General features: G+C 38.2%; 15 protein-coding genes. 5 read left to right on the forward strand and 10 right to left on the reverse strand.

The genetic code is table 11. From position 1 onward, the window contains the following. Positions 1-52: 52 nt before the first annotated feature. The gene (locus O3793_RS08375; RefSeq protein ID WP_371446811.1) at positions 53-397 is read left to right on the forward strand and encodes a hypothetical protein; all 345 of its coding nucleotides are present in this window, start codon (positions 53-55) and stop codon (positions 395-397) included. 554 nt (positions 398-951) lie between these two features. On the opposite strand, the gene cls is transcribed toward O3793_RS08375, so the two are convergent. The 7 genes from cls to malQ all read right to left on the reverse strand — a co-directional run bounded on the left by cls (position 952) and on the right by malQ (position 12,632). Further along, positions 952-2,412, reverse strand: a complete 1,461-nt coding sequence (gene cls, locus O3793_RS08380) for a cardiolipin synthase (protein WP_371446813.1) — start codon at positions 2,410-2,412, stop codon at positions 952-954. A gap of 66 nt (positions 2,413-2,478) precedes the next feature. Next, positions 2,479-3,084, reverse strand: a complete 606-nt coding sequence (locus O3793_RS08385; protein ID WP_371446815.1) for an energy-coupled thiamine transporter ThiT — start codon at positions 3,082-3,084, stop codon at positions 2,479-2,481. 20 nt (positions 3,085-3,104) lie between these two features. Next, positions 3,105-4,778, reverse strand: a complete 1,674-nt coding sequence (locus O3793_RS08390; RefSeq protein ID WP_371446817.1) for a ribonuclease J — start codon at positions 4,776-4,778, stop codon at positions 3,105-3,107. 189 nt (positions 4,779-4,967) lie between these two features. Further along, complete coding sequence (gene pnp, locus O3793_RS08395) at positions 4,968-7,079, reverse strand: polyribonucleotide nucleotidyltransferase (RefSeq protein WP_048710775.1); 2,112 nt, start codon at positions 7,077-7,079, stop codon at positions 4,968-4,970. 250 nt (positions 7,080-7,329) lie between these two features. Continuing rightward, positions 7,330-8,772 carry a sucrose phosphorylase gene (gene gtfA, locus O3793_RS08400; protein WP_371446834.1) on the reverse strand — a complete coding sequence of 481 codons (1,443 nt, stop codon included), beginning with the start codon at positions 8,770-8,772 and terminating at the stop codon, positions 7,330-7,332. Between the two features lie 31 nt (positions 8,773-8,803). Beyond that, positions 8,804-11,065 carry a glycogen/starch/alpha-glucan family phosphorylase gene (gene glgP, locus O3793_RS08405; RefSeq protein WP_371446819.1) on the reverse strand — a complete coding sequence of 754 codons (2,262 nt, stop codon included), beginning with the start codon at positions 11,063-11,065 and terminating at the stop codon, positions 8,804-8,806. 28 nt (positions 11,066-11,093) lie between these two features. Then, positions 11,094-12,632: a 4-alpha-glucanotransferase gene (malQ, locus tag O3793_RS08410; protein WP_371446821.1), complete on the reverse strand. Its 1,539-nt coding sequence runs from the start codon at positions 12,630-12,632 to the stop codon at positions 11,094-11,096. Positions 12,633-12,970: 338 nt separating this feature from the next. Here malQ and O3793_RS08415 point away from each other — a divergent pair, with 338 nt between their 5' ends. The 4 genes from O3793_RS08415 (at position 12,971) to O3793_RS08430 (ending at position 17,266) form a co-directional block, all read left to right on the forward strand. Next, positions 12,971-14,269, forward strand: a complete 1,299-nt coding sequence (locus tag O3793_RS08415) for an ABC transporter substrate-binding protein (RefSeq protein WP_048712493.1) — start codon at positions 12,971-12,973, stop codon at positions 14,267-14,269. Positions 14,270-14,390: 121 nt separating this feature from the next. Continuing rightward, complete coding sequence (locus O3793_RS08420; RefSeq protein ID WP_048712497.1) at positions 14,391-15,317, forward strand: carbohydrate ABC transporter permease; 927 nt, start codon at positions 14,391-14,393, stop codon at positions 15,315-15,317. Next, positions 15,317-16,192: a carbohydrate ABC transporter permease gene (locus O3793_RS08425; RefSeq protein WP_371446825.1), complete on the forward strand. Its 876-nt coding sequence runs from the start codon at positions 15,317-15,319 to the stop codon at positions 16,190-16,192. Before O3793_RS08420 ends, O3793_RS08425 begins: the two co-directional genes overlap by 1 nt. A gap of 90 nt (positions 16,193-16,282) precedes the next feature. After that, positions 16,283-17,266: a LacI family DNA-binding transcriptional regulator gene (locus O3793_RS08430; protein ID WP_371446828.1), complete on the forward strand. Its 984-nt coding sequence runs from the start codon at positions 16,283-16,285 to the stop codon at positions 17,264-17,266. A 155-nt stretch (positions 17,267-17,421) separates the two neighbouring features. Here O3793_RS08430 and rpsO read toward each other — a convergent pair whose 3' ends face one another. The 3 genes from rpsO to O3793_RS08445 form a co-directional block, all read right to left on the reverse strand. Further along, positions 17,422-17,691: a 30S ribosomal protein S15 gene (rpsO, locus tag O3793_RS08435; RefSeq protein WP_005606669.1), complete on the reverse strand. Its 270-nt coding sequence runs from the start codon at positions 17,689-17,691 to the stop codon at positions 17,422-17,424. Positions 17,692-17,823: 132 nt separating this feature from the next. Beyond that, the gene (locus O3793_RS08440) at positions 17,824-19,425 is read right to left on the reverse strand and encodes a polysaccharide deacetylase family protein (RefSeq protein ID WP_371446831.1); all 1,602 of its coding nucleotides are present in this window, start codon (positions 19,423-19,425) and stop codon (positions 17,824-17,826) included. A gap of 24 nt (positions 19,426-19,449) precedes the next feature. After that, positions 19,450-19,884 (reverse strand): Fur family transcriptional regulator, encoded by a 435-nt coding sequence (locus O3793_RS08445; protein WP_048712511.1) that lies wholly within the window; start codon positions 19,882-19,884, stop codon positions 19,450-19,452. Positions 19,885-20,193 lie beyond the last annotated feature (309 nt).

Here is a 20,193-nt window from a genome sequence, read left to right on the forward strand (position 1 = left end):
GAACATTTGTTCGTATAATAAATATGCAAACAAACGTTCGGGGGTATCGAAAATGGAACAACGCAAATCAACATTTACATCATTTATCAAACCATTAATCAATAAACTACAAGTCTCTCAAGAGGAATATGAAGAAAGAGATGTGTTCTTTAAACCAACTGTTATGCCACTAATTGACGTGGTTGAACAAATTCACCACAGCTTCTACTTCAAGAAATCAATCGTACTCCACTTCGAGAAATACGATAACGCTGGGAATTTAATTACATTTACGAAGAACGGTATGATTAAGAGCCCTATTCAAATGAATAACCACTTTGTATTTTTAGAAGAAGGATCTAATATCACTCATATCTTGAATGTGGATCAAATTGTTGCTTGCATGGAATTAGATTAAAGCTGCAATTACCATATATGGTAATTACCAAATATGGTAATGTTTATTTTTAAAATTGAATCGAATCAAAGCAAAAAAGGCCAAATATGGACATGTCCATATTTGGCCTTTTTCGATTAAGACAATATAAAAAATGCACTCACAAATGCTTGTGAGTACATTTTATTTGTAGTGATTTTTGATATTTTTTGGAGTTGAGTTCGAAAAGGCATAGGCTCAAGCCTTTCGAGTTTAGTCCGCACGGTCTTACAGACCGCTTTCGGCTAAACTGCGAACCGTCATCGCCTATGAACGCCTTTTCTCACATCCTATGTAGTTGAGCTCGCAATCGCAGAAATGGCGTGCGTTTCCTCAAACGTCCGCAGAACGTTTCACGTTCCTTCCGGCGTTCGAGTCCAACGTTCCATTTCTGAACGCGATTTCTCACATCCTATGTAGTTGAACTCGGGCTCACACGACTGACGTCCACTTCCTGATATGCCCGCACGACTTGTTCCAAGCCCCTTGCGTCATATCAGTCCAGTGATTCAGTCCTGAGCGTTCGCCCTCGTATCCTATAAAATTGGTGCAAACAACCTAGAAAATTTCTGTTTAAATCTCTTCCAGCGGTCTTGTTTTTCGAAGTATTTTTCGTTGGCGATGGTACAGTTCTTCAAGTCATTCGCGAAATCTTCCTCGACTTTTTTAGCAAACTGTTCGTTATAAATAAAGGCATTCACTTCGAAGTTTAAGCGGAAACTTCTCATATCGAAATTCGAAGTCCCAACGGTTGCCATTTCACCATCGACGACCATTGTCTTGGCATGAAGGAATCCTTTTTGATACACGTAAATCTTCACGCCTGATTTCAATAATTGGCTTGAATAATATTCTGTCGCGCGATAAACGACTGGATGGTCCGGCTTACATGGAATCATCACGCGTACGTCCACTCCAGACATCGCAGCAATACTTAATGCCTCTTGAATACTCTCATCTGGGATAAAGTATGGAGTTTGAATCCACACTGATTTCTTCGCCATTAAAATCATCTTCATAAGGCCAAACTTGATTTTCTGAACATCGCTATCTGGGCCCGTTGAAACAATCTGAATGGTATTATCGCCCTCTGCCTGAGTTAGCGGGAAATACTCTGGAATAAATTCTCGTCTTTGTTCTTCTTTAACCGCGGCGTTCCAATCAACGAAGAAACGCGATTGCAATGAATAAACAGCATCCCCAACAATGCGGAGATGTGTATCTCGCCAAGCACCAAGTGGACCTTTACCTAAATATTCGTCTCCGACATTAAATCCGCCAATATAGCCGATTTTACCGTCAATCACAACAAGCTTACGGTGATTACGATAGTTAATACGCCAGTTGATAAATCCCAATGTGTACCCGAAGAAGGCAACAGATTGACCACCTGCTTCATGCAGCTTATTCCAAAAAGAATTGCGTGTCTTCCGTGATCCAAGGGCATCATAAATGACAAGCACTTCGACCCCTTGTTGGGCTTTATCAATCAAAAGTTGCATGATTTCTTCGCCAATTTCATCTTGGTTGAAGATGTAATACAGCAAGTGAATATGATGTTTAGCGTTTTTAATATCTTCTTTTAGACGGTTAAACTTCTCTTGTCCATCCACAAACATCTCTACATCATTATTCTCGGTGATAATCGCATCATCGGCTTCAAGGAAGAAGGATGCTAAGTCTTCTTGGTACGGGTTCTTAAAACGGAATTTTGCAGGTCCGATTTTTCCCTTCGTATAAGCCAAATCTCGTTGTTGCTGCTCGACTAATTCTTGCAAGCCGACTGTTTCTTGGGCGCGTAAATTAAAGATGCGCTTTTTACGAATTCTTCGACCAAAGAAGAAGTACATAATAAATCCGAAAACTGGAAGCATTACAAGGACGATCAGCCATCCCCATGTGGCAGCAATTTCACGAGGCTCACGAAACACCGTGATAATCGCAGCAAACGTATTGACTAAAATAATGATATAAAGAATCGAACTAATAAATGTCATTGGCTCTCCTCTCAAAATTGAAAGAAAAAAGACCGCGACGAATCAGGGTCTTTCTCTTTTTTACTATTAATCGTTTAATAAATGTGATTGTTCGCGACGTGATAAGAAACGTGTTCCTTTTGGAATGTATAGCGAACGTTTCACGTAAATTGGTGTTACTAAAAATACAAGTGTCACTACTAATGTCACAACAAAGCTCATGCCAAAGCCGAAGAACCCTTGTGCTAAGGCTACTTTATCAGCTGAGAATAACGATGGTGCACCAATCGCTGTACCAATCGCATGCATACCATAGCTCACAAATGTTGCAATCAAGCTTGCTGTCACAACGTTTAATGTTGTTGAAGACGTACGAGCGTTGAAGGCTGTACGAACCGTGTTACGAGCAAAGAATCCTGCAACACCTACGAATCCGTATGCCATCACAGAATCGTGGAACGGAACCATAAAATATCCTGCTCCGCTTGGGTGAATGAACATATGGATGACACCAAATAAGGTGCTTGCAATACATCCCCATACTAATCCACGACGTAATGCCACGAAAATTAATGGGATAATCGCAAGGTCTACAACAAATGGAAGTGCCTCTTGTGGGATAAACGATAATACCGCACTTACCACAACGGCTCCAAGTACTTCAAGTAAGATTTTAACTGCTTTTGAATTCATTCTAATCTCCTTAAATCCAATTATTTCTTATAGTTAGAAGCTTCCATAATCATCGGTAAGATGACTGGGCGACGTTTTGTTTTATCGAATAAGTAACGACTTAATGCGTCTCTAACTTCTTGTTTGAGGCGTGGCCATTCGAAATCATCACTGGCTAAGTTTTCTTCGACAACATCTGTCACAATCTTTTGCGCTTCTGTTAAGAGTTCTTCACTCGTCTTCATATACACGAATCCGCGTGAAATGATTTGTGGTCCGCTAAGGATTTTTCCTAGACGTCTTGAAATCGTCACAACGGCTACGAACACACCGTCTTCAGAAAGAATCTTACGGTCTTTCAGAACGATATTTCCGATATCTCCAACACCGATTCCGTCTACTAAAACATTTCCTGCTGGAACTTGTCCAGTAACGCTCATACGGCCATTTTCGATTTCCACGACATCCCCTTTACCAGGAATGAAGATATTTTTATATGGAATGCCTAATTCGTTCGCAAGTTCTGCATGCGCTAAGAGGCTACGATACTCGCCTTGAACTGGGATGAAGAATGTTGGTTGAAGTAAGTTCATCATCAGTTTCAAGTCGTTTGGAGTTGCGTGCCCACTTGATTTTTTGCTGTTAGCCATTTCGAACACTTCCGCATCCGCACGGTAGATTAAGTCTTTTGTGCGAGCGATTTGTGTTTCCATTGCTACAGATGGAGTTGTTGCGATATACACTAAGTCGCCTTCGTGTAAGTTCACTTGACGGTGACGTCCAAGCGCCATCTTTTGCAAGGCTTTAATTGGCTCTCCGGCATTTCCAGTTTCAAGGATGACTAATTCATCATCGGCTAATTTCTTCATTTGATTGAAGTTCACGATTAGCTCTTTATCTGGAACCGTTAATTTATTCAAGCTTAATGCGATATTGACGATTTCTTCAAGCTCAGATCCTGTTAGGAAAATCTTGCGTCCTGATTCGTAAGCTGCATTAATGACTTGTTGAATACGTAAAATATTACTTGCAACGCAGGCAACGATAATACGGCCTTCTGCATTGAGGAATGTTTCCAACATCGTTTCAGCCACTTTACGGTCGCTGACATTTTCGACAGTGCTTTCTGCATCACTCGAATCACTTAGAAGCGCTAGTACATAGTCTTCACCAACGTCTGCGATACGTCCAAAGTTTGTTTGATATTCCACTGCAGCACTTTGGTCGAACTTGAAGTCCCCAGTGTACACAATATTCCCTTCGCTTGTCTTAATCACAATCGCTAATGAATCTGGAATTGTGTGCGTTGTTTTAAAGAACTTCACTGTTGCTGTTGGAAAATCAATTTCTGTATTTTCTGTTACTTCATGATAGTCGTCAAAGCCTTTAACAACATTTGAAGAGTCAACATAGTATTTTGCAAGAGCAATCGTTAGTTTTGAACCGAATACCGGTGCATCAATGTTTTGTAAGAAATATGGCAACGCGCCTACTGCATCGGCATGCCCGTGCGTTAAGAATACCCCTGCGATACGATCTTTATTTTCTTCTAAGTATGTGAAATCAGGAATGACAACATCAATCCCTAATAGTTCATCTTCTGGATAGACAAGACCGCAATCTAAAACGAAGATCTCTTCTTCCACTTCAACGGCATATAAACTTTTACCGTTTTCTCTCACACCACCAAGTGCGATGATTTTAATTGAACTCATGGTTTACCTCTCATTTTCTATTATTTAAATTGATTCTTTTGGGCAGATTCCACCACCCTATATACTCTATAAGAATATCATATTTGTCGTTTTTTTGCGAATATCAAAGAATCCATGAAGTGCTCTATTGCTGTACTTTTTGAAGAAACAAAAAAGCCCCTGCAAAATGCAGAGGCTAGAATTGAAAGATTATTCTTTATCTTCTTTTGGTAATAATGCTTTACGTGATAAGTTGATACGTCCTTGTCCGTCGATTTCGATAACTTTAACAGTCACTTTGTCGCCTAGTGCAAGTACATCTTCTACTTTACCAACGCGTTCGTGTGCTAATTCAGAAATGTGAACTAATCCATCTTTTCCTTTAGCGATTTCTACGAATGCACCGAATTTTTCGATACGGCGTACAGTTCCTTCGTACACTTGACCTACTTCGATTTCACGTGTTAAATCTTCGATGATTTCTTTTGCACGTTGAATCATAGCAGCATCTGTAGAAGCGATTGATACGTGACCTTCTTGGTCGATATCGATTTTAACGCCTGTTTCGTCGATGATAGAGTTGATTGTTTCCCCACCACGTCCGATAACGACTTTAATCTTATCAGGGTGGATAGAAATCATTTCAATCTTAGGTGCATATGGGCTTAACTCTTTACGAGGTTCAGCAATAGTTGATGTTAATTCTTCAAGAATTTCAAAACGTGCTTTCTTCGCTTGTGTTAAAGCTTCACGTAAGATTTGTTCTGTAATTCCTTGAATCTTAATATCCATTTGAAGAGCTGTAATTCCGTCTTTTGTTCCGGCTACTTTAAAGTCCATATCTCCTAAGTGGTCTTCTAACCCTTGGATATCTGTTAGGACTGTGTAGTTTGTACCGTCTGAAATAAGACCCATCGCGATACCTGCTACAGGTGCTTTAATTGGCACACCAGCAGCCATCAATGCTAATGTTCCCGCACAAATACTTGCTTGAGAAGAAGAACCGTTTGATTCTAATACTTCTGATACAAGACGGATTGTGTAAGGGAAGTCTTCTGGACTTGGAATCACTTGTTTCAATGCACGTTCCCCTAACGCACCGTGACCAATTTCACGACGGCCTGGGCTACCAGCACGACCAACTGAACCTACAGAGAATTGTGGGAAGTTGTAGTGGTGAATGAATCGTTTCCCTTCTTCGATTCCTAAGCCATCAATCACTTGGTATTCTCCAAGAGGTGCAAGGGTTGCTGAAGTTAATGCTTGCGTTTGTCCACGAGTGAATAAACCAGAACCGTGAACACGTGGTAATAAGTCAATTTCTGAAGATAATGGACGAATTTCGTCAATCTTACGACCATCAGGACGTACTTTTTCTTCAGTGATTAAACGACGTACTTCGTCTTTTTCTAAGTTATCGACTAATTGAGAAACTTGTTTTAGAAGGCCTGCCTTTTCGTCATTTTCTTCTAACACTGCTTCGAAATGCTCGATAGCTGTTTCTTTTACTTTTTCGATGTTGGCTTCACGCGCTAATTTTTCTTCTGTTTGAATCGCGTGAACCATCGCTTCGCTGAATAAATCTTTTACTTGTGCTTCGATAGCTGGATCGAATGAAAGCAAAGTCACTTCCATTTTTTCTTTACCAACTTCGCGAACGATTTCTTCTTGGAAAGCTACTAATTTTTTGATTTCTTCGTGACCGAATAATAATGCACCAAGCATGTCTTCTTCGTTCACTTCTTTAGCTGAACTTTCTACCATGTTGATGGCCGTTGCAGTACCAGCTACAGATAATTCGATATCTGAGTTTTCTTTTTGTTCAGTTGTTGGGTTAATCACGTATTCACCGTTGACACGACCTACGTCTACCCCAGCGATTGGTCCATCGAATGGAATATCTGAAATACATAATGCTAATGAAGAACCAAACATTGCTGCCATTTCTGGTGGGCAGTTAGGATCTACTGACATTACAGTATTTGTGATTTGTACTTCGTTACGGAAGCCTTCCGCAAACATTGGACGGATTGGACGGTCGATTAAACGCGCTGTAAGAGTCGCATGTTCACTTGGACGACCTTCACGTTTGATGAAGCCTCCAGGAATTTTACCTGCTGCATACATTTTTTCTTCGTAGTTAACCGTTAACGGGAAGAAATCTGTATCTTTTGCTTGTTTTGTACCAACAGCTGCTGTTAAAACAACCGTATCACCGTAGCGTACTAAAACAGCACCATTGGCTTGTTTTGCTAATTGGCCGATTTCAACTGTTAATTGACGTCCGCCCCAGTTGTAGCTAAAAACTTTCTTTTCTGACATAACTAATCTCCTTTTCTCTTATTTGCGTATCTTCCAGACCTACTTTTAGAAATAAAAATGTTCGAAGTGTTCGAGCACTTTTATTTCTAAAGTAAGATGACTCTAGAAGATACAAAGTTTGTCATACAGAGTCATTTTACCATATCTGTACTTTAAGTACTATTTTTTTGTAAACAAAAACGAGTGAGTTGTTCTCATTTATAGAGAAGTAACTCACTCATCTTATTATTGTTATTTACGAATGAAGAAATTAAAGAGTCACAACAGTCCCTTGTTCTGTGATTGTAAACTCTTTTGTTTCTAGGTTTGCTTCAAGACGCGCTTCTACACTGTTAGAGGCATCTTTACGTGTAATCACGATGGTGTTCTCAGTTGGCGTTTCTACTTCAAAAGAACCTTCTAAATCAAACGCTTTTGATGTATTTCTGAAGCGTAATAAGTTGATTAGTTTTTTCACGACTGGACGTTCTACTTCACGGTCGATTTCTTCTAATGTGTAGTAATGACGGTTGATGTTACGACCTTCTTTTGAAGTTTCTAATAACTCAATGTCATTTTCCCCAGCAAGTAATCCAACATAATATACTTGCGGAATACCAGGTGCAAAGCATTGCAGAACACGTGATAATAAGTAACTTGCATCATCATTTCCTAAGGCACTGTAGTATGTGCTATTGATTTGATAGATGTCTAAGTTATTGTATTTTTCACTTGAGTAGATACGTTTTACATTAGCACCTACTTCATATAATTTGTTTGAAGTGTAATCTAACTCTTCATCAGTTAATAAGTCTCTAGCATCCACGACTCCAATTCCGTCATGCGTATCGAGTGTTGTAAATTGCTTCATTGGACTCATTTGTAACCAGTTTGCTAAACGATTTGATTTACCTGAGTATAGTGAATATAAGACTACCATTGGTAATGCAAAGTCATATACGAAGTAATCATGATCTGCAATCTTCATTTGAATTGAATAGTGCTCATGGATTTCAGGAAGCAATTCTACTTGGTATTTAGCTGCTTCGTCACGAACTTCATTGAGTAAGTCCCAAATATCTGGTTCTACGAAGAAGTCGTTTGTATCGAGTTTCTTCACAGCATAAGCAAATGCGTCTAAACGAATCAATGAGCAGCCGTGGCTTGCCATATCTTTAATCGTTTCACGAATAAACTCTTTCACGATTTCTTTACGAACATCAAGGTCGATTTGCTCTTCCCCGAATGTGTTCCATACTTCTTCTGTTGTTCCATCCGCAAAATGAACAGTTTGGAACGGCGCTTTATCTTTACGTTTATAGATTAAGTCGATATCTTCCTGTGTTGGTCGTCCTGGCGGGAAGAACTCATGAATACGGATAAACATATCTTTGTAAGGTGAGTTTTCGTGATTTTTTACAAAATCTTGGAAGAATTTAGACTCACGAGAAATATGGTTAATCATGAAGTCAAACATTAAATAATATTGTTCCCCTAGAGCATCCACATCTTCCCAAGTTCCAAGAAGCGGATCTACACGTGTGTAGTCGCTTGGAGCAAATCCTCTATCCCCTGTAGACGGGAAGAATGGGAGCAAATGCACCCCACTAATCGCGCCTTTGAAATGTTTATCTAGAACTCCTTTTAAGTCCTTCATATTACTTCCCATGCTGTCTGAGTAAGTGATCAGCATTGCTTCATTTTTAATTTGCATGGAATTCACCGTATCCCTTCAATTAATCGATTTAGTTTAATTTCCAAATGTCACGGTTGTAGTCTTCGATTGTACGGTCACTTGAGAAGAATCCAGCCATTGCAATGTTTGTCACTACTTTAGCATTCCATTCATCTCTGTTTTCGAAATCGCGATACATACGTTCTTTTGTTTCAATGTAGTCTTCTAAGTCAAGTAGCGTCATGAACCAGTCTTTTGTTGTTAATTCGTGGTATAGACGTTCTAGACGTTCTTGGTTTCCAACTTCTAGTAAAGCATCACTCTTCACGAATTCCACTAATGGACGGATAGCATCTCTCTTCGCAAATTCACTAGCGTTGTAGTCGCCTTTTTCATAATGAGCAATCACTTCGTCACTCTTCTCACCGAAGATGTAGATGTTGTCGTCTCCTACTAACTCGTGGATTTCCACGTTGGCACCATCTTCAGTACCAAGAGTTAATGCCCCGTTTAGCATGAATTTCATATTTCCTGTTCCGCTGGCTTCTTTAGAAGCAAGAGAAATTTGTTCAGAAATATTACATGCTGGAATTAAGTGTGTTGCAGCTGTTACGTTGTAGTTTTCAACCATGACAACTTGTAAGTATGGGCTTACTTCTGGGTCATTGGCGATTAATTCAGATAATGAAAGAATTAAATGAATCACGTCTTGTGCAATGACATACGCAGGAGCAGCTTTCCCACCGAAGATAATTGTAATTGGTCTTGCTGGAATGTTTCCGCTCTTGATATCTAAATATTTATGAATCACATATAAAGCGTTCATTTGTTGACGTTTATATTCGTGCATACGTTTGATTTGGATATCAAAAATAGAATTTTCATTCACTGTGATCCCTTGTTTTTCTTGTAGGTAAACACTTAAACGTTTTTTGTTATCAATTTTAATCTTGTCTAATTTTTCGCGAACAATTGCGTCATGGCGGAAAGCTTTTAACGCTTCTAATTTAGTAGCATCCTTTCTCCACTCAGTTCCGATTGTTTCATCTAATAATTTAGCTAATTCTGGGTTGGCATGCATTAACCAACGACGGAAAGTAATCCCGTTTGTTTTGTTATTGAATTTCTCTGGATAAATTTCATAGAAATTCTTCAATTCACTTTCTTTTAAGATATCCGTATGCAGTGCCGCAACACCGTTTACGCTATATCCGTAGTGAATATCCATATGCGCCATGTGAACACGGCCATGTTCGTCGATGATCGCTACTGATGGGTCTTCATATTTCTCTTTTACACGAGCGTCTAATTCTTTAATAATTGGCACTAAATGTGGCACTACTTTTTCTAAGTATGCTAAAGGCCATTTTTCTAACGCTTCTGATAAGATTGTGTGGTTTGTATAAGCTGTCATTGAAGACACGATTTCCACTGCTTCATCGAATTCAATTCCACGTTCCCCAAGTAAACGAATCAATTCAGGAATCACCATTGATGGGTGCGTATCGTTAATTTGAACTGTTGCGTACTCTGCTAAGTCGTGTAAGTTACTTCCTTTAGCAAGTGCTTCGTCGATTAATAATTGAGCACCATTACTTACCATGAAGTATTGTTGGTAAATACGTAATAATTCACCTTGCTCATCGCTATCATCTGGATATAAGAATAATGTTAAGTTTTTAGCGATTTGTGTTTTATCAAATGAGATTGAATCACTTGAAACTAAAGACTCATCGATTGAATCAACATCGAATAAGTGTAATTTGTTTTTAGTAGATTGTTCATATCCTAAAACATCAATATCAAACATTTTTGATGTTAATGTAAAGTCTGCAAAAGGTACTTTATAAGAAGTTTCAGTTGGAACTAACCAGCTTTCAGGTGTTAACCAAACGTTTGGCACTGCATCTTGTTGGTTGTTTTTGAATTTTTGTTCGAATAAACCATAGTGGTAGTTCAAACCAACGCCGTCTCCTGTTAAACCAAGAGTTGCGATAGAATCAAGGAAACATGCAGCTAGACGTCCTAGACCACCATTTCCTAAAGATGGTTCTAATTCGATTTCTTCGATTTCCGCTAATGTATGCCCTGCTTCAGCAAGCACTTCTTTTACTTCATCGTAAAGGCCTAAGTTAATTAAGTTGTTTGATAATAATTTACCGATTAAGAATTCAGCAGAAATGTAATACACTTTTTTCTTACCATTATTTTGTGGTAAGGCTGCGCTTTTTTCTTTTGTAAATTGTAATAATGCTAAGTAAACTTCTTCTTTTGAGCAGTCTTTTAACGACTTACCTAAGTTTCCTTCTACATATTGTTTAAAATCTTTCATTGTTCTCTCCTTTTTAGTGTGCGCGAGGTTATTTTTCTTCCTCGACTAACTCCTCTTTAACATCCACATTATGATGTGGATTTGCTCGATCGTACAATTCAGTAATTCCAAGTAAGAACTCTTCTACTGATTCCGTTAACTGCTCCTCTGTCATTCTCCATACCCAGTTCCCACCTAGTGTACTTGGAATGTTCATACGAGCTGTTTCGTCTAATTGTAGTAAATCTTGCATTGTTGCAACTGTCATACGGCTGACAGAACCAAATAGTCCGCGAAGTAACGCAAAGCTAATTGGCTCTTCGTCGCGGCGGTTTAAGTAACGATTACAAAATTCTCGAGTTTCTTCTGTAGCCGACTTATACCACCCTAATACTGTATCATTATCGTGCGTTCCTGTATAGGCAACCGCATTGACTGGATAATGATGAGGTAAATCTCCACTCTTAGGATTTTCACCCATAAATCCGAATTCCAAGATTTTCATTCCTGGGAATCCAGTAGCTTCACGAAGGTTGATGACATCTTCATCCATGAAACCTAAGTCTTCTGCGATAATTGGCAATTCTCCGAGTTGCTCTTTCACCGCTTTAAATAAATCATACCCAGGACCCTTAACCCATTTCCCGATTGTTGCGTTTTCTGCTTCTGCTGGGATTTCCCAATAAGCTGAGAAACCTCTGAAGTGGTCGATACGAACGACATCAAACAATTCAAAACTTGCTTGTAGTCGTTTGCTCCACCAAGTGTATCCATCTTCTTTCATTGCTTCCCAATTATAAATTGGGTTCCCCCATAATTGACCTAGCGGAGAAAAATCATCCGCAGGACATCCAGCTACACAAAGTGGATTACCTTCTTCATCTGTTTTGAAGTAATGTGGTGTTGCCCACATTTCTACGCTGTCTGCTGCCACATAAATTGGCATATCACCAATAATTTGAATGAAGTTGTCATTGGCATATTTTTTAAGAGCATGCCATTGTTCATCAAATAAGAATTGAGTTACACGGTGATATTCTAACTTATCTGCAAGACGTGTGCGATACTCGGCCAACGCATCTGGTTGACGACGTTTGATAGCTTCGTCGCTCCACGCTGTCCATGGTTTCATATCGAAAAATTCTTTAATCGCCATGTATTCTGCAAATGGTTCTAACCACTCTGCTTTCTCCTCTACGAATTTCTCGTATGCAGGAGTTTTACCTTTTGCAAGGAAAGCAGCTACTGCCTTTTCTAAAACTGGACGACGTTTTTCATATAATAATGCGTAGTCAACCGTCGTTTCATCTTCGCCCCAATTTGTAAGGACGTCTTCTTTATCAATTAAACCTTCTTTTATTAAAATGTCGAAATCGATAAAGTTCGTATTTCCTGCAAAAGCAGAAAAGGATTGGTATGGAGAATCTCCATAACTTGTTGTTCCTAATGGAAGAATTTGCCAATAGGTTTGTTTTGTACGAACAAGAAAATCTACAAAATCATATGCTGATTTTCCAAAAGAACCAATACCATAGTTACCTGGTAATGATGAGATATGCATTAACACACCTGATTCTCTATTGCTCATTTATAAATCCCTCTTTTCTATATAATAGATATTTCTACTAGTCATTGAATGCGCAAACATTGCGCAACCGCTTGCCTTAATATTAGAATATTTTGTTTAATAACTCAAGTAATATTTTTCAACTTTTTTATCCTATTTGTATATAACGGCGTTTTTATCGTGTTTTTCGGACTATTTAAATATTAATAACCTAAGAAAATCGCTTTAAATCCGCATTTTTAAGAAGTGAAAAATTTTTTTGATAAAAATACTTGCAAACGTTTCATGAAAGCGGTATACTGAGTTCAGTTAAGAAATCGTTTGCGTAATCTATAACGAAATTTAAGGAGGAAAATATTATGGCAAACAAATGGTTTACAAAATCATTAGCTCTTGGTTTAGCTGGTTTAGCACTAGCTGGATGTGGAGCAAAACAAGACTCTTCTAACGGAGGAAGCTCTGAGAGCAAAAAAGAATTCACTTTATATAGTAACAAGAGTGAAATTCAAGAAGCTTTAACAGCTTATGCAAAAGAATGGGGAGAAAAGAACGGAGTAACTGTTAACATTAAAACATGTTCTGGTTCATGTAAAATCTCTGACCAATTAAAAACAGAATTCACAGCTGGTACAGCTCCTGACGTATTCGTAATCGAAGGTCAAGCTGGTTACGACATGTGGAAAGACAGCATCCAACCATTAAAAGGTGACTGGATTGACAAAACTGAATTCGAATTCAAACAAGGAAACGACGTATACGGATTCCCAGTATCTGTAGAAGGTTACGGATTAGCTTACAACAAAGACATCTTAACTAAAGCTGGTATCGACCCATCTACTCTAACTTCATTTGAAGCTGTTCAAAAAGCAATGGACACATTAGAAAGCAAAAAATCTGAGTTAGGATTATCTACTGTTGTTGCTACTGCAACTAAAGAAGGCGAAACTTGGATTATGGGTATCCACGACTTCGGTGCTTACTTAAGTTCTGGTCTTCCAAACGGCGACCGTTCAGTAACTGAACAAGTTCTTAAAGGCGAAATGGACAAAACTCGTTTAGACAACTACGCTAACTGGGTTGAATTATTATTCAATCACACAGAGAAAAAACTCTTAACAGTTGGTACACAAGAAGACATGGACTCAGCGTTCGCTTCAGGTAAAGCTGCTTTCCTACACCAAGGTAACTGGAAAGATCCTAACCTAAAACAATTAAACGCTAACTTCGAAATGGGATTCATTCCTTATCAAACTCTTGGTAAAGATAAAAACGCTGACGGATTATTCATCGGTGCTCCATCTTACTACGTAGTTAACAAAGACACTAAAGCTTTAGAATACATCAACAAATTCTTCAACGACTTAGCTGATACTAAAGAAGGTCAAGACTACATCGTAAACAAAGCTAACATGATTTCTCCATTCTCTAACACAACTGAGAAACCATCAGCTCCATTATCTCGTTTCTTAGCTGAATGGATTAGCGCGAAGAAACCTGTTTACTCATTTGATAACCCATACTTCATGCCTGATAACTTCTTAATGAACAAATTAGGACCAATCTATGGACAATATGCTCAAGGTCAAATCGACAAAGCTAAATTCGAAGAATTGATTACTAATCAAATCAAAGAAGTGCCTAGCTTACTTAAAAAATAATCATTAATATTGTTTGCATGGGGCCCACAGCCACTTTCAGTGACTGTGGGTTATGTGCTACAATAGAACCAAAGCGGTGACTACCCTCACCGCTTAATTTTAATAAAGGAGGAACTCTTATATGTCTAAGAATAAGAAAGCTTTAAGCAGAGAAGCTCGTGCAAAACGCAATTTTTACCGCTTAGTGTTACCTGCATTTATCATCTTTGCACTTGTTATTATCGTGCCTTTCTTCTTAGGGTTCTACTACTCACTAACTGACTGGAAGAGCGTTACACAAACTAACTTACAATTTGTGGGACTTAAAAACTTTACAGACAGTTTATCGGACACACGTTTCCAATACTCTTTAATGATCACAGTAATCTTCGCATTATTTAACGTAATCGTGATTAACATTGTATCATTCGGCTTAGCTCTACTTGTTTCAAGTAAAATTAAGCTTAAAGACATCTTCCGTGCTGGATTCTTCATTCCAAACTTAATCGGGGGTCTTGTACTAGGTTACATTTGGCAATTCATTTATAACTCAGTATTCCCTGCTTTAGGTCAAATGATTGGAAGCGACTTTTTAATTAATAACCTATTCCTTGGGGATGTGAAATTAGCTGTTACAGCTTTGATTATCACAAACACATGGCAATATGCAGGTTATATCATGATGATTTACTTTGCAGCCCTACAAAACGTACCATCAAGTCTTGTAGAATCTGCTTCACTTGACGGTGCTAATGCATGGCAACGTCTACGTCACATTATCATCCCAATGGTAATGCCAGCGTTCACTGTATCGCTCTTCTTGACAATTACAAACTCATTCAAGATTTTCGATGTGAACTTCTCATTAACAGGTGGTGGACCTTCACTACTATGGCATGATAAAGCCATCCAAAGTACAGAGTTCATTACGATGAACATCTACAACACTGCTTCAGGAGATAACTTAATGGCTCAAGGTCAAGCTCGTGCTGTTATCTTATTCTTCATCTTAGTAGTCATCAGCTTGATTCAAACATCTATCACTAAACGGAAGGAGATTGACTTATAATGAAAAAACAAAAATTTGGAATCTTACTTCTTGAAATTTTAGGAATACTCCTATTCTTACTTTTCTTAAGTCCAATCGTTCTTTTAGTGATCAACTCTGCAAAGAGTTCTGCTGACATCCTAGCAGATCCGCTTGCACTTCCTGCAAGTTTCGGACAACTTTGGACAAACATTGTTACTATTTGGAAAAACCCATCTATTAACTATCCTTCATCATTCTTAGCATCAACGATTATTACTGTGATTTCATTATTTACAATCACTTTATTCTCTGCTCTTGCTGCATGGGGATTAGTTCGTTACCGTTCTAAAGCTTCATTAGTGATCTTCTTCATCTTCGTAGCTTCAATGGTAATTCCTTTCCAAGTTGTAATGTATCCATTAGTAACTTGGTTCAAAATCATGAGTGACGCTGTAACAATGCCACTCTTTGGAATTAGCTTATTACGTTCTTACCCAGGGATTATCCTAGCGTACACAGGTTTTGGTATGTCACTTTCAGTGTTCATGTTCCATGGATTCATTAAAGGGGTTCCTTTAGAAATTGAAGAAGCTGCTGAATTAGATGGATGTAACAAAATGCAAACATTCTTCTACGTAGTTCTTCCAATCCTAAAACCAATCTACGTTACAATCTTAATCTTGAACGGTATCTGGATTTGGAACGACTTCCTATTACCACTTCTATTACTTGGTAAAGGAAATGCGATTCAAACATTACCAATCGCGGTTTCAAACTTCGCCGGTTCATTTACAAAACAATGGGATATGATCTTAACTTCAACATTATTAATTATGTTACCAGTCATTATCCTATTCATCATCGCACAAAAACATATCATGAAAGGTATGGTTGACGGAGCGATTAAGTCATAGAACTTTTACAACACTGGATATGGATTTTTGTAAGTTCGTATCCAGTGTTTTATTTTACAAAACACTTATTACTAGAAAGGAGGAATACAGATGGCATCCACTATTAAAGATGTGGCTAAACTTGCAGGGGTCTCCCCTTCAACCGTAACGCGCGTGTTGCAAGATAAGTCGAGCATTAGCGAGGCTACAAAGAAGAAAGTTCGAAAAGCGATGGAAACTTTAAACTATCACCCGAACGTCAATGCTCGTAGCTTAGCGAGCAAAACAACGAATGTCATTGGTGTAGTTCTCCCAAAAGACTCTGATGTCTTCTACCAAAACTCGTTCTTCCCTGAAGTGATTCGTGGGATTTCCCAAATCGCTGCAGATCATCAGTACTCCATTCAATTATGTACGGGGCAAGATCATAAACAGCGATTAGCTATTTTGAAAGATACCATACTAGGTCGACGAGTGGACGGTCTTATCTTCCTATACGGGGAAACCGAAGACCCTCTTGTAGATTTTGCTATTGAGCAGGAATTCCCTTCCGTTATTATCGGTAAGACAGTCTCTCCTCTTATTTCATTCGTGGATAACAACAATGAAAAAGCAGGTTTTGATGCTACTAACTATATCATTAAAAAAGGGGCCAAATCGATTGCTTTTATCGGCGGTCGAGATCAGTTATTCGTTTCAAGAGAACGTCTCAACGGCTATAAAAAAGCCTTAAAAGAACATGGATTCGAAGTCAATGAGAAACTGATTGCTCAAGTAGATGAATTTACAAGAGAACATGGGTATGAGACGATTAAAAATCTCCTAGCAGAAGGACCTATCGATGGGCTTGTCACGGCAGACTCGCTCTTTACCGAAGGAGCTGTTCGTTATTTAAACGAGAAACACATTCAGATGCCGATGATTACTTTTGACTCTGTCCAACCTTCTGTTCATATTGACGCTTATGTAGATATCCATACGCTTGAATTAGGACGTTCTGCATTTAAAATCTTGCGCAATGTCATTAAATCGAATAATAGTCAGAATATGATGTGTTATCGACAAATTGTTTCACATTCCATTAAAGAAATGTAGTTTAATAAAGAAAAGGCACACCCAAAAAAATTATTGGGATGTGCCTTTTTTGTATGTTGCTTAATTCCACAATATAGTTTATATGCTATATCGTTTTAATGACAGCAAAAAAACTCCCAAGCACGAATGCCTGGGAGTTCTCAATTGGCTTAAAATTAACGACGTAATCCTAAACGGTTGATAAGTTCACGGTAACGTTGAACATCTTTGTTACGTAAGTATGCTAACAAGTTACGACGGTGACCAACTTTTTTCATTAATCCACGGTTTGAGTGGAAGTCTTTTTTATGAACACGGATGTGATCATTTAAGTGGTTGATTTCGTATGTTAATACAGCGATTTGTACTTCTGGTGAACCAGTGTCTCCTTCGTGTAACGCATACTCTTTGATGATTTCGTTTTTCTTTTCTTTAGAAATTGCCATTTCTAAACACCTCTTTCTTTTATTTTATGCCTTGTACTGAGTAAAGCGTTGGTGATTCGCAAAACTCTGTAAAAGGTCTGTGCTTTAAGCACTTAATTAATGTACCTTATTTCGAGCAAAAATGCAAGCTTCTTAATCGATTTTTTTGACATCTACACGATTGAAGTAAGCATAATTTGGTTGCAATGGTTGATCTGCCATTAATTCATCTACAGTTACTAATTCATAACCTTCAGATTTTAAATATTCAAGAACTGCAGGAAGAGCCTCTACTGATTCTGCATGGATATCATGCATCAATAAGATTCCGCCATTATGCGTATTTTCTTTAATATGCTCAATCGTCTTAGCTGCATCTCTATATTTCCAGTCAAGGGAATCAATCGACCAGTTTACAATCGCGATTCCAGCTTGATCAGCAACCATTTTATTATATCCACCATATGGAGGACGTAAGCTCATTGGTCGAAGCCCCAGTGATGCTTTTGCGATTAAATCAGAAGTCTTCTTAACTTCGTTGTAGACTTCATCAGCTGATTTCTTTGGCAAATATGGGTGGCTATAACTATGGTCTCCTAATTCATGCCCTTCATCAACAATTCGTCGAATGATGGCTTCATTTCCTTCAACATGACTTCCTACGATATAGAAAGTTGCGTGTGCGTTGTACTGCTTAAGTAAATCTAGTACTTTCGGTGTCAATTCAGCACTTGGACCGTCATCAAACGATAAGGCCACTCTCTTCTTCCCAAGCTTTTCTTTAACGACTGCGCGATATTGTACGAAATTATCTTTTTCCGTTTCAGGAATCATCTCTTCCTTCATATAAGCAAAAAGCTCTGTAAATGGAATTGTCCATTGTGCTTCTTGGTCATTGGCATCTTTGTATTTCACTCGGATTCCATTTTGAATGATTGACGCATCGAGTTTCTTCCAGTTACCATCCATAAATTGAGCAGTGATTTTTTCAGTTTGTTCATCCGCCAATCCGTTTGCTTTTGCTTCGTCGATTGCCTTCTTCACAAAGAAGTTAGACATTGCTAATTCATTTTTAAATAATTTTGAAATTTCAAATGGTTCAAGTGAATCTGCAAATACTAATTGATGTGATAATTCCTCGAATTCCAATTGCTCAAATCCTCGGTCTTTTTGTTGATAGACAGACACATAATAGTGAATGTCATTCACGCTTGAAACGACTTTTGTTTGATATGCCTTGAAAAAGATTAATGTCTTCTTAGATGCACCCGCATATTTTTCAAGGATAGACTGTTTCAATGAATCCATTTGGGTTGCGATGGCTTCAATAGGATTTCCTGAAGCATCTGTTGGAATTAACTCCTGTACTTCTACATTTCCTTTTGTCTCATCTTTTACTGTTACAGTCTCGTTGTATTTCTTCGCATCCTCTTGCTCAACTTGAATGATTCGTTTAAATTCTTCTTCGTTGAACTGATTTGCCATAATGCGATGAATCGTTAATAATTCAAAAATTAAAATAAGAAACGTTAAAATCCCAATGACCCAGAAAATCGTTTTATTCATTTTTTTCTTAGGTCTTTTCTTCTTAGGCTTTTTCCCACCAAAGAGTTCTTTTTCTTCCAGTTCCTCAAGAGTTTCCTCTTCGACTACTTCTGTTTCTTCGAAGTCTTCTGGAGCTTGTGTATATTTATTTTCCTTTTTTGAGTGCTCATCTTTGCCACTTTTGGCTCTTCGGTTAATGACCTTCTCCATACTCCTATACCCCTTAATGAAATACTATTTTTGTTTCTTTTGACACTCTGGGCACACTCCATACACTTCCATACGGTGTCCTCTCACTTTAAATCCTGTCAGCTGTTCTGCAGCTTTTTCAACGTCTTCGAGTACTGGGTAATAAAGATCCACCACTTTCCCACACACGTCGCATACGGCATGATAATGCTGGCCTAAATCAAAGTCATAGCGACTCGCGCTATCCCCATACGTCAATTCTTTGACGACGCCTTCTTTAATAAATAGATTTAAGTTATTATATACAGTTGCCACACTCACTTGTGGATCCTCTTTTGTCAACGCCTTGAAGATTTCTTCAGCCGTTGGATGCGTGTGTACACTTGCTAAAAACTCAAGCATCGCAACACGTTGAGGTGTAATTCGTACCCCTTTTTTGCGAAGTTGACCAACAACTTCCTTCAATTCTTCTTTATGCATACTATTACCTGATTTCTATGTACTAAAATTTTTATTGTCATTAATTATTTTCTCAAATTTCCGGTTAAATTGCAAGTGTTTGAGTTAATATTTTTGTAACATTGTAACATTTTTGTAATAAAAGAAGACCCGCTCCAATTTTGGAACAAGTCTTCTAATTCTTTGGCTCTTTGTCAAATAGTGTTGATGAAGAATTTTAGGAAGGGATTAAGCAACTAATTGTTGCTTAATTCCTTTTTGTTTTGGGCCAAACATTTTTGTTATTAAGATAATCCTGTTTCTAAAATGGTAATAGTTTTTAAAACCATA

It is taken from the genome of Granulicatella sp. 20925_1_28 (genome assembly GCF_041433575.1).
Classification (GTDB): Bacteria; Bacillota; Bacilli; order Lactobacillales; family Aerococcaceae; genus Granulicatella.

Excerpts from the sequence above, each read along its gene's own strand:
- O3793_RS08375 (WP_371446811.1), top strand. The coding sequence starts at position 53 with ATGGAACAACGCAAATCAACATTTACATCATTTATCAAACCATTAATC.
- cls (WP_371446813.1), bottom strand. The coding sequence starts at position 2,412 with ATGACATTTATTAGTTCGATTCTTTATATCATTATTTTAGTCAATACG.
- O3793_RS08385 (WP_371446815.1), bottom strand. The coding sequence starts at position 3,084 with ATGAATTCAAAAGCAGTTAAAATCTTACTTGAAGTACTTGGAGCCGTT.
- O3793_RS08390 (WP_371446817.1), bottom strand. The coding sequence starts at position 4,778 with ATGAGTTCAATTAAAATCATCGCACTTGGTGGTGTGAGAGAAAACGGT.
- pnp (WP_048710775.1), bottom strand. The coding sequence starts at position 7,079 with ATGTCAGAAAAGAAAGTTTTTAGCTACAACTGGGGCGGACGTCAATTA.
- gtfA (WP_371446834.1), bottom strand. The coding sequence starts at position 8,772 with ATGCAAATTAAAAATGAAGCAATGCTGATCACTTACTCAGACAGCATG.
- glgP (WP_371446819.1), bottom strand. The coding sequence starts at position 11,065 with ATGAAAGATTTTAAACAATATGTAGAAGGAAACTTAGGTAAGTCGTTA.
- malQ (WP_371446821.1), bottom strand. The coding sequence starts at position 12,632 with ATGAGCAATAGAGAATCAGGTGTGTTAATGCATATCTCATCATTACCA.
- O3793_RS08415 (WP_048712493.1), top strand. The coding sequence starts at position 12,971 with ATGGCAAACAAATGGTTTACAAAATCATTAGCTCTTGGTTTAGCTGGT.
- O3793_RS08420 (WP_048712497.1), top strand. The coding sequence starts at position 14,391 with ATGTCTAAGAATAAGAAAGCTTTAAGCAGAGAAGCTCGTGCAAAACGC.
- O3793_RS08425 (WP_371446825.1), top strand. The coding sequence starts at position 15,317 with ATGAAAAAACAAAAATTTGGAATCTTACTTCTTGAAATTTTAGGAATA.
- O3793_RS08430 (WP_371446828.1), top strand. The coding sequence starts at position 16,283 with ATGGCATCCACTATTAAAGATGTGGCTAAACTTGCAGGGGTCTCCCCT.
- rpsO (WP_005606669.1), bottom strand. The coding sequence starts at position 17,691 with ATGGCAATTTCTAAAGAAAAGAAAAACGAAATCATCAAAGAGTATGCG.
- O3793_RS08440 (WP_371446831.1), bottom strand. The coding sequence starts at position 19,425 with ATGGAGAAGGTCATTAACCGAAGAGCCAAAAGTGGCAAAGATGAGCAC.
- O3793_RS08445 (WP_048712511.1), bottom strand. The coding sequence starts at position 19,884 with ATGCATAAAGAAGAATTGAAGGAAGTTGTTGGTCAACTTCGCAAAAAA.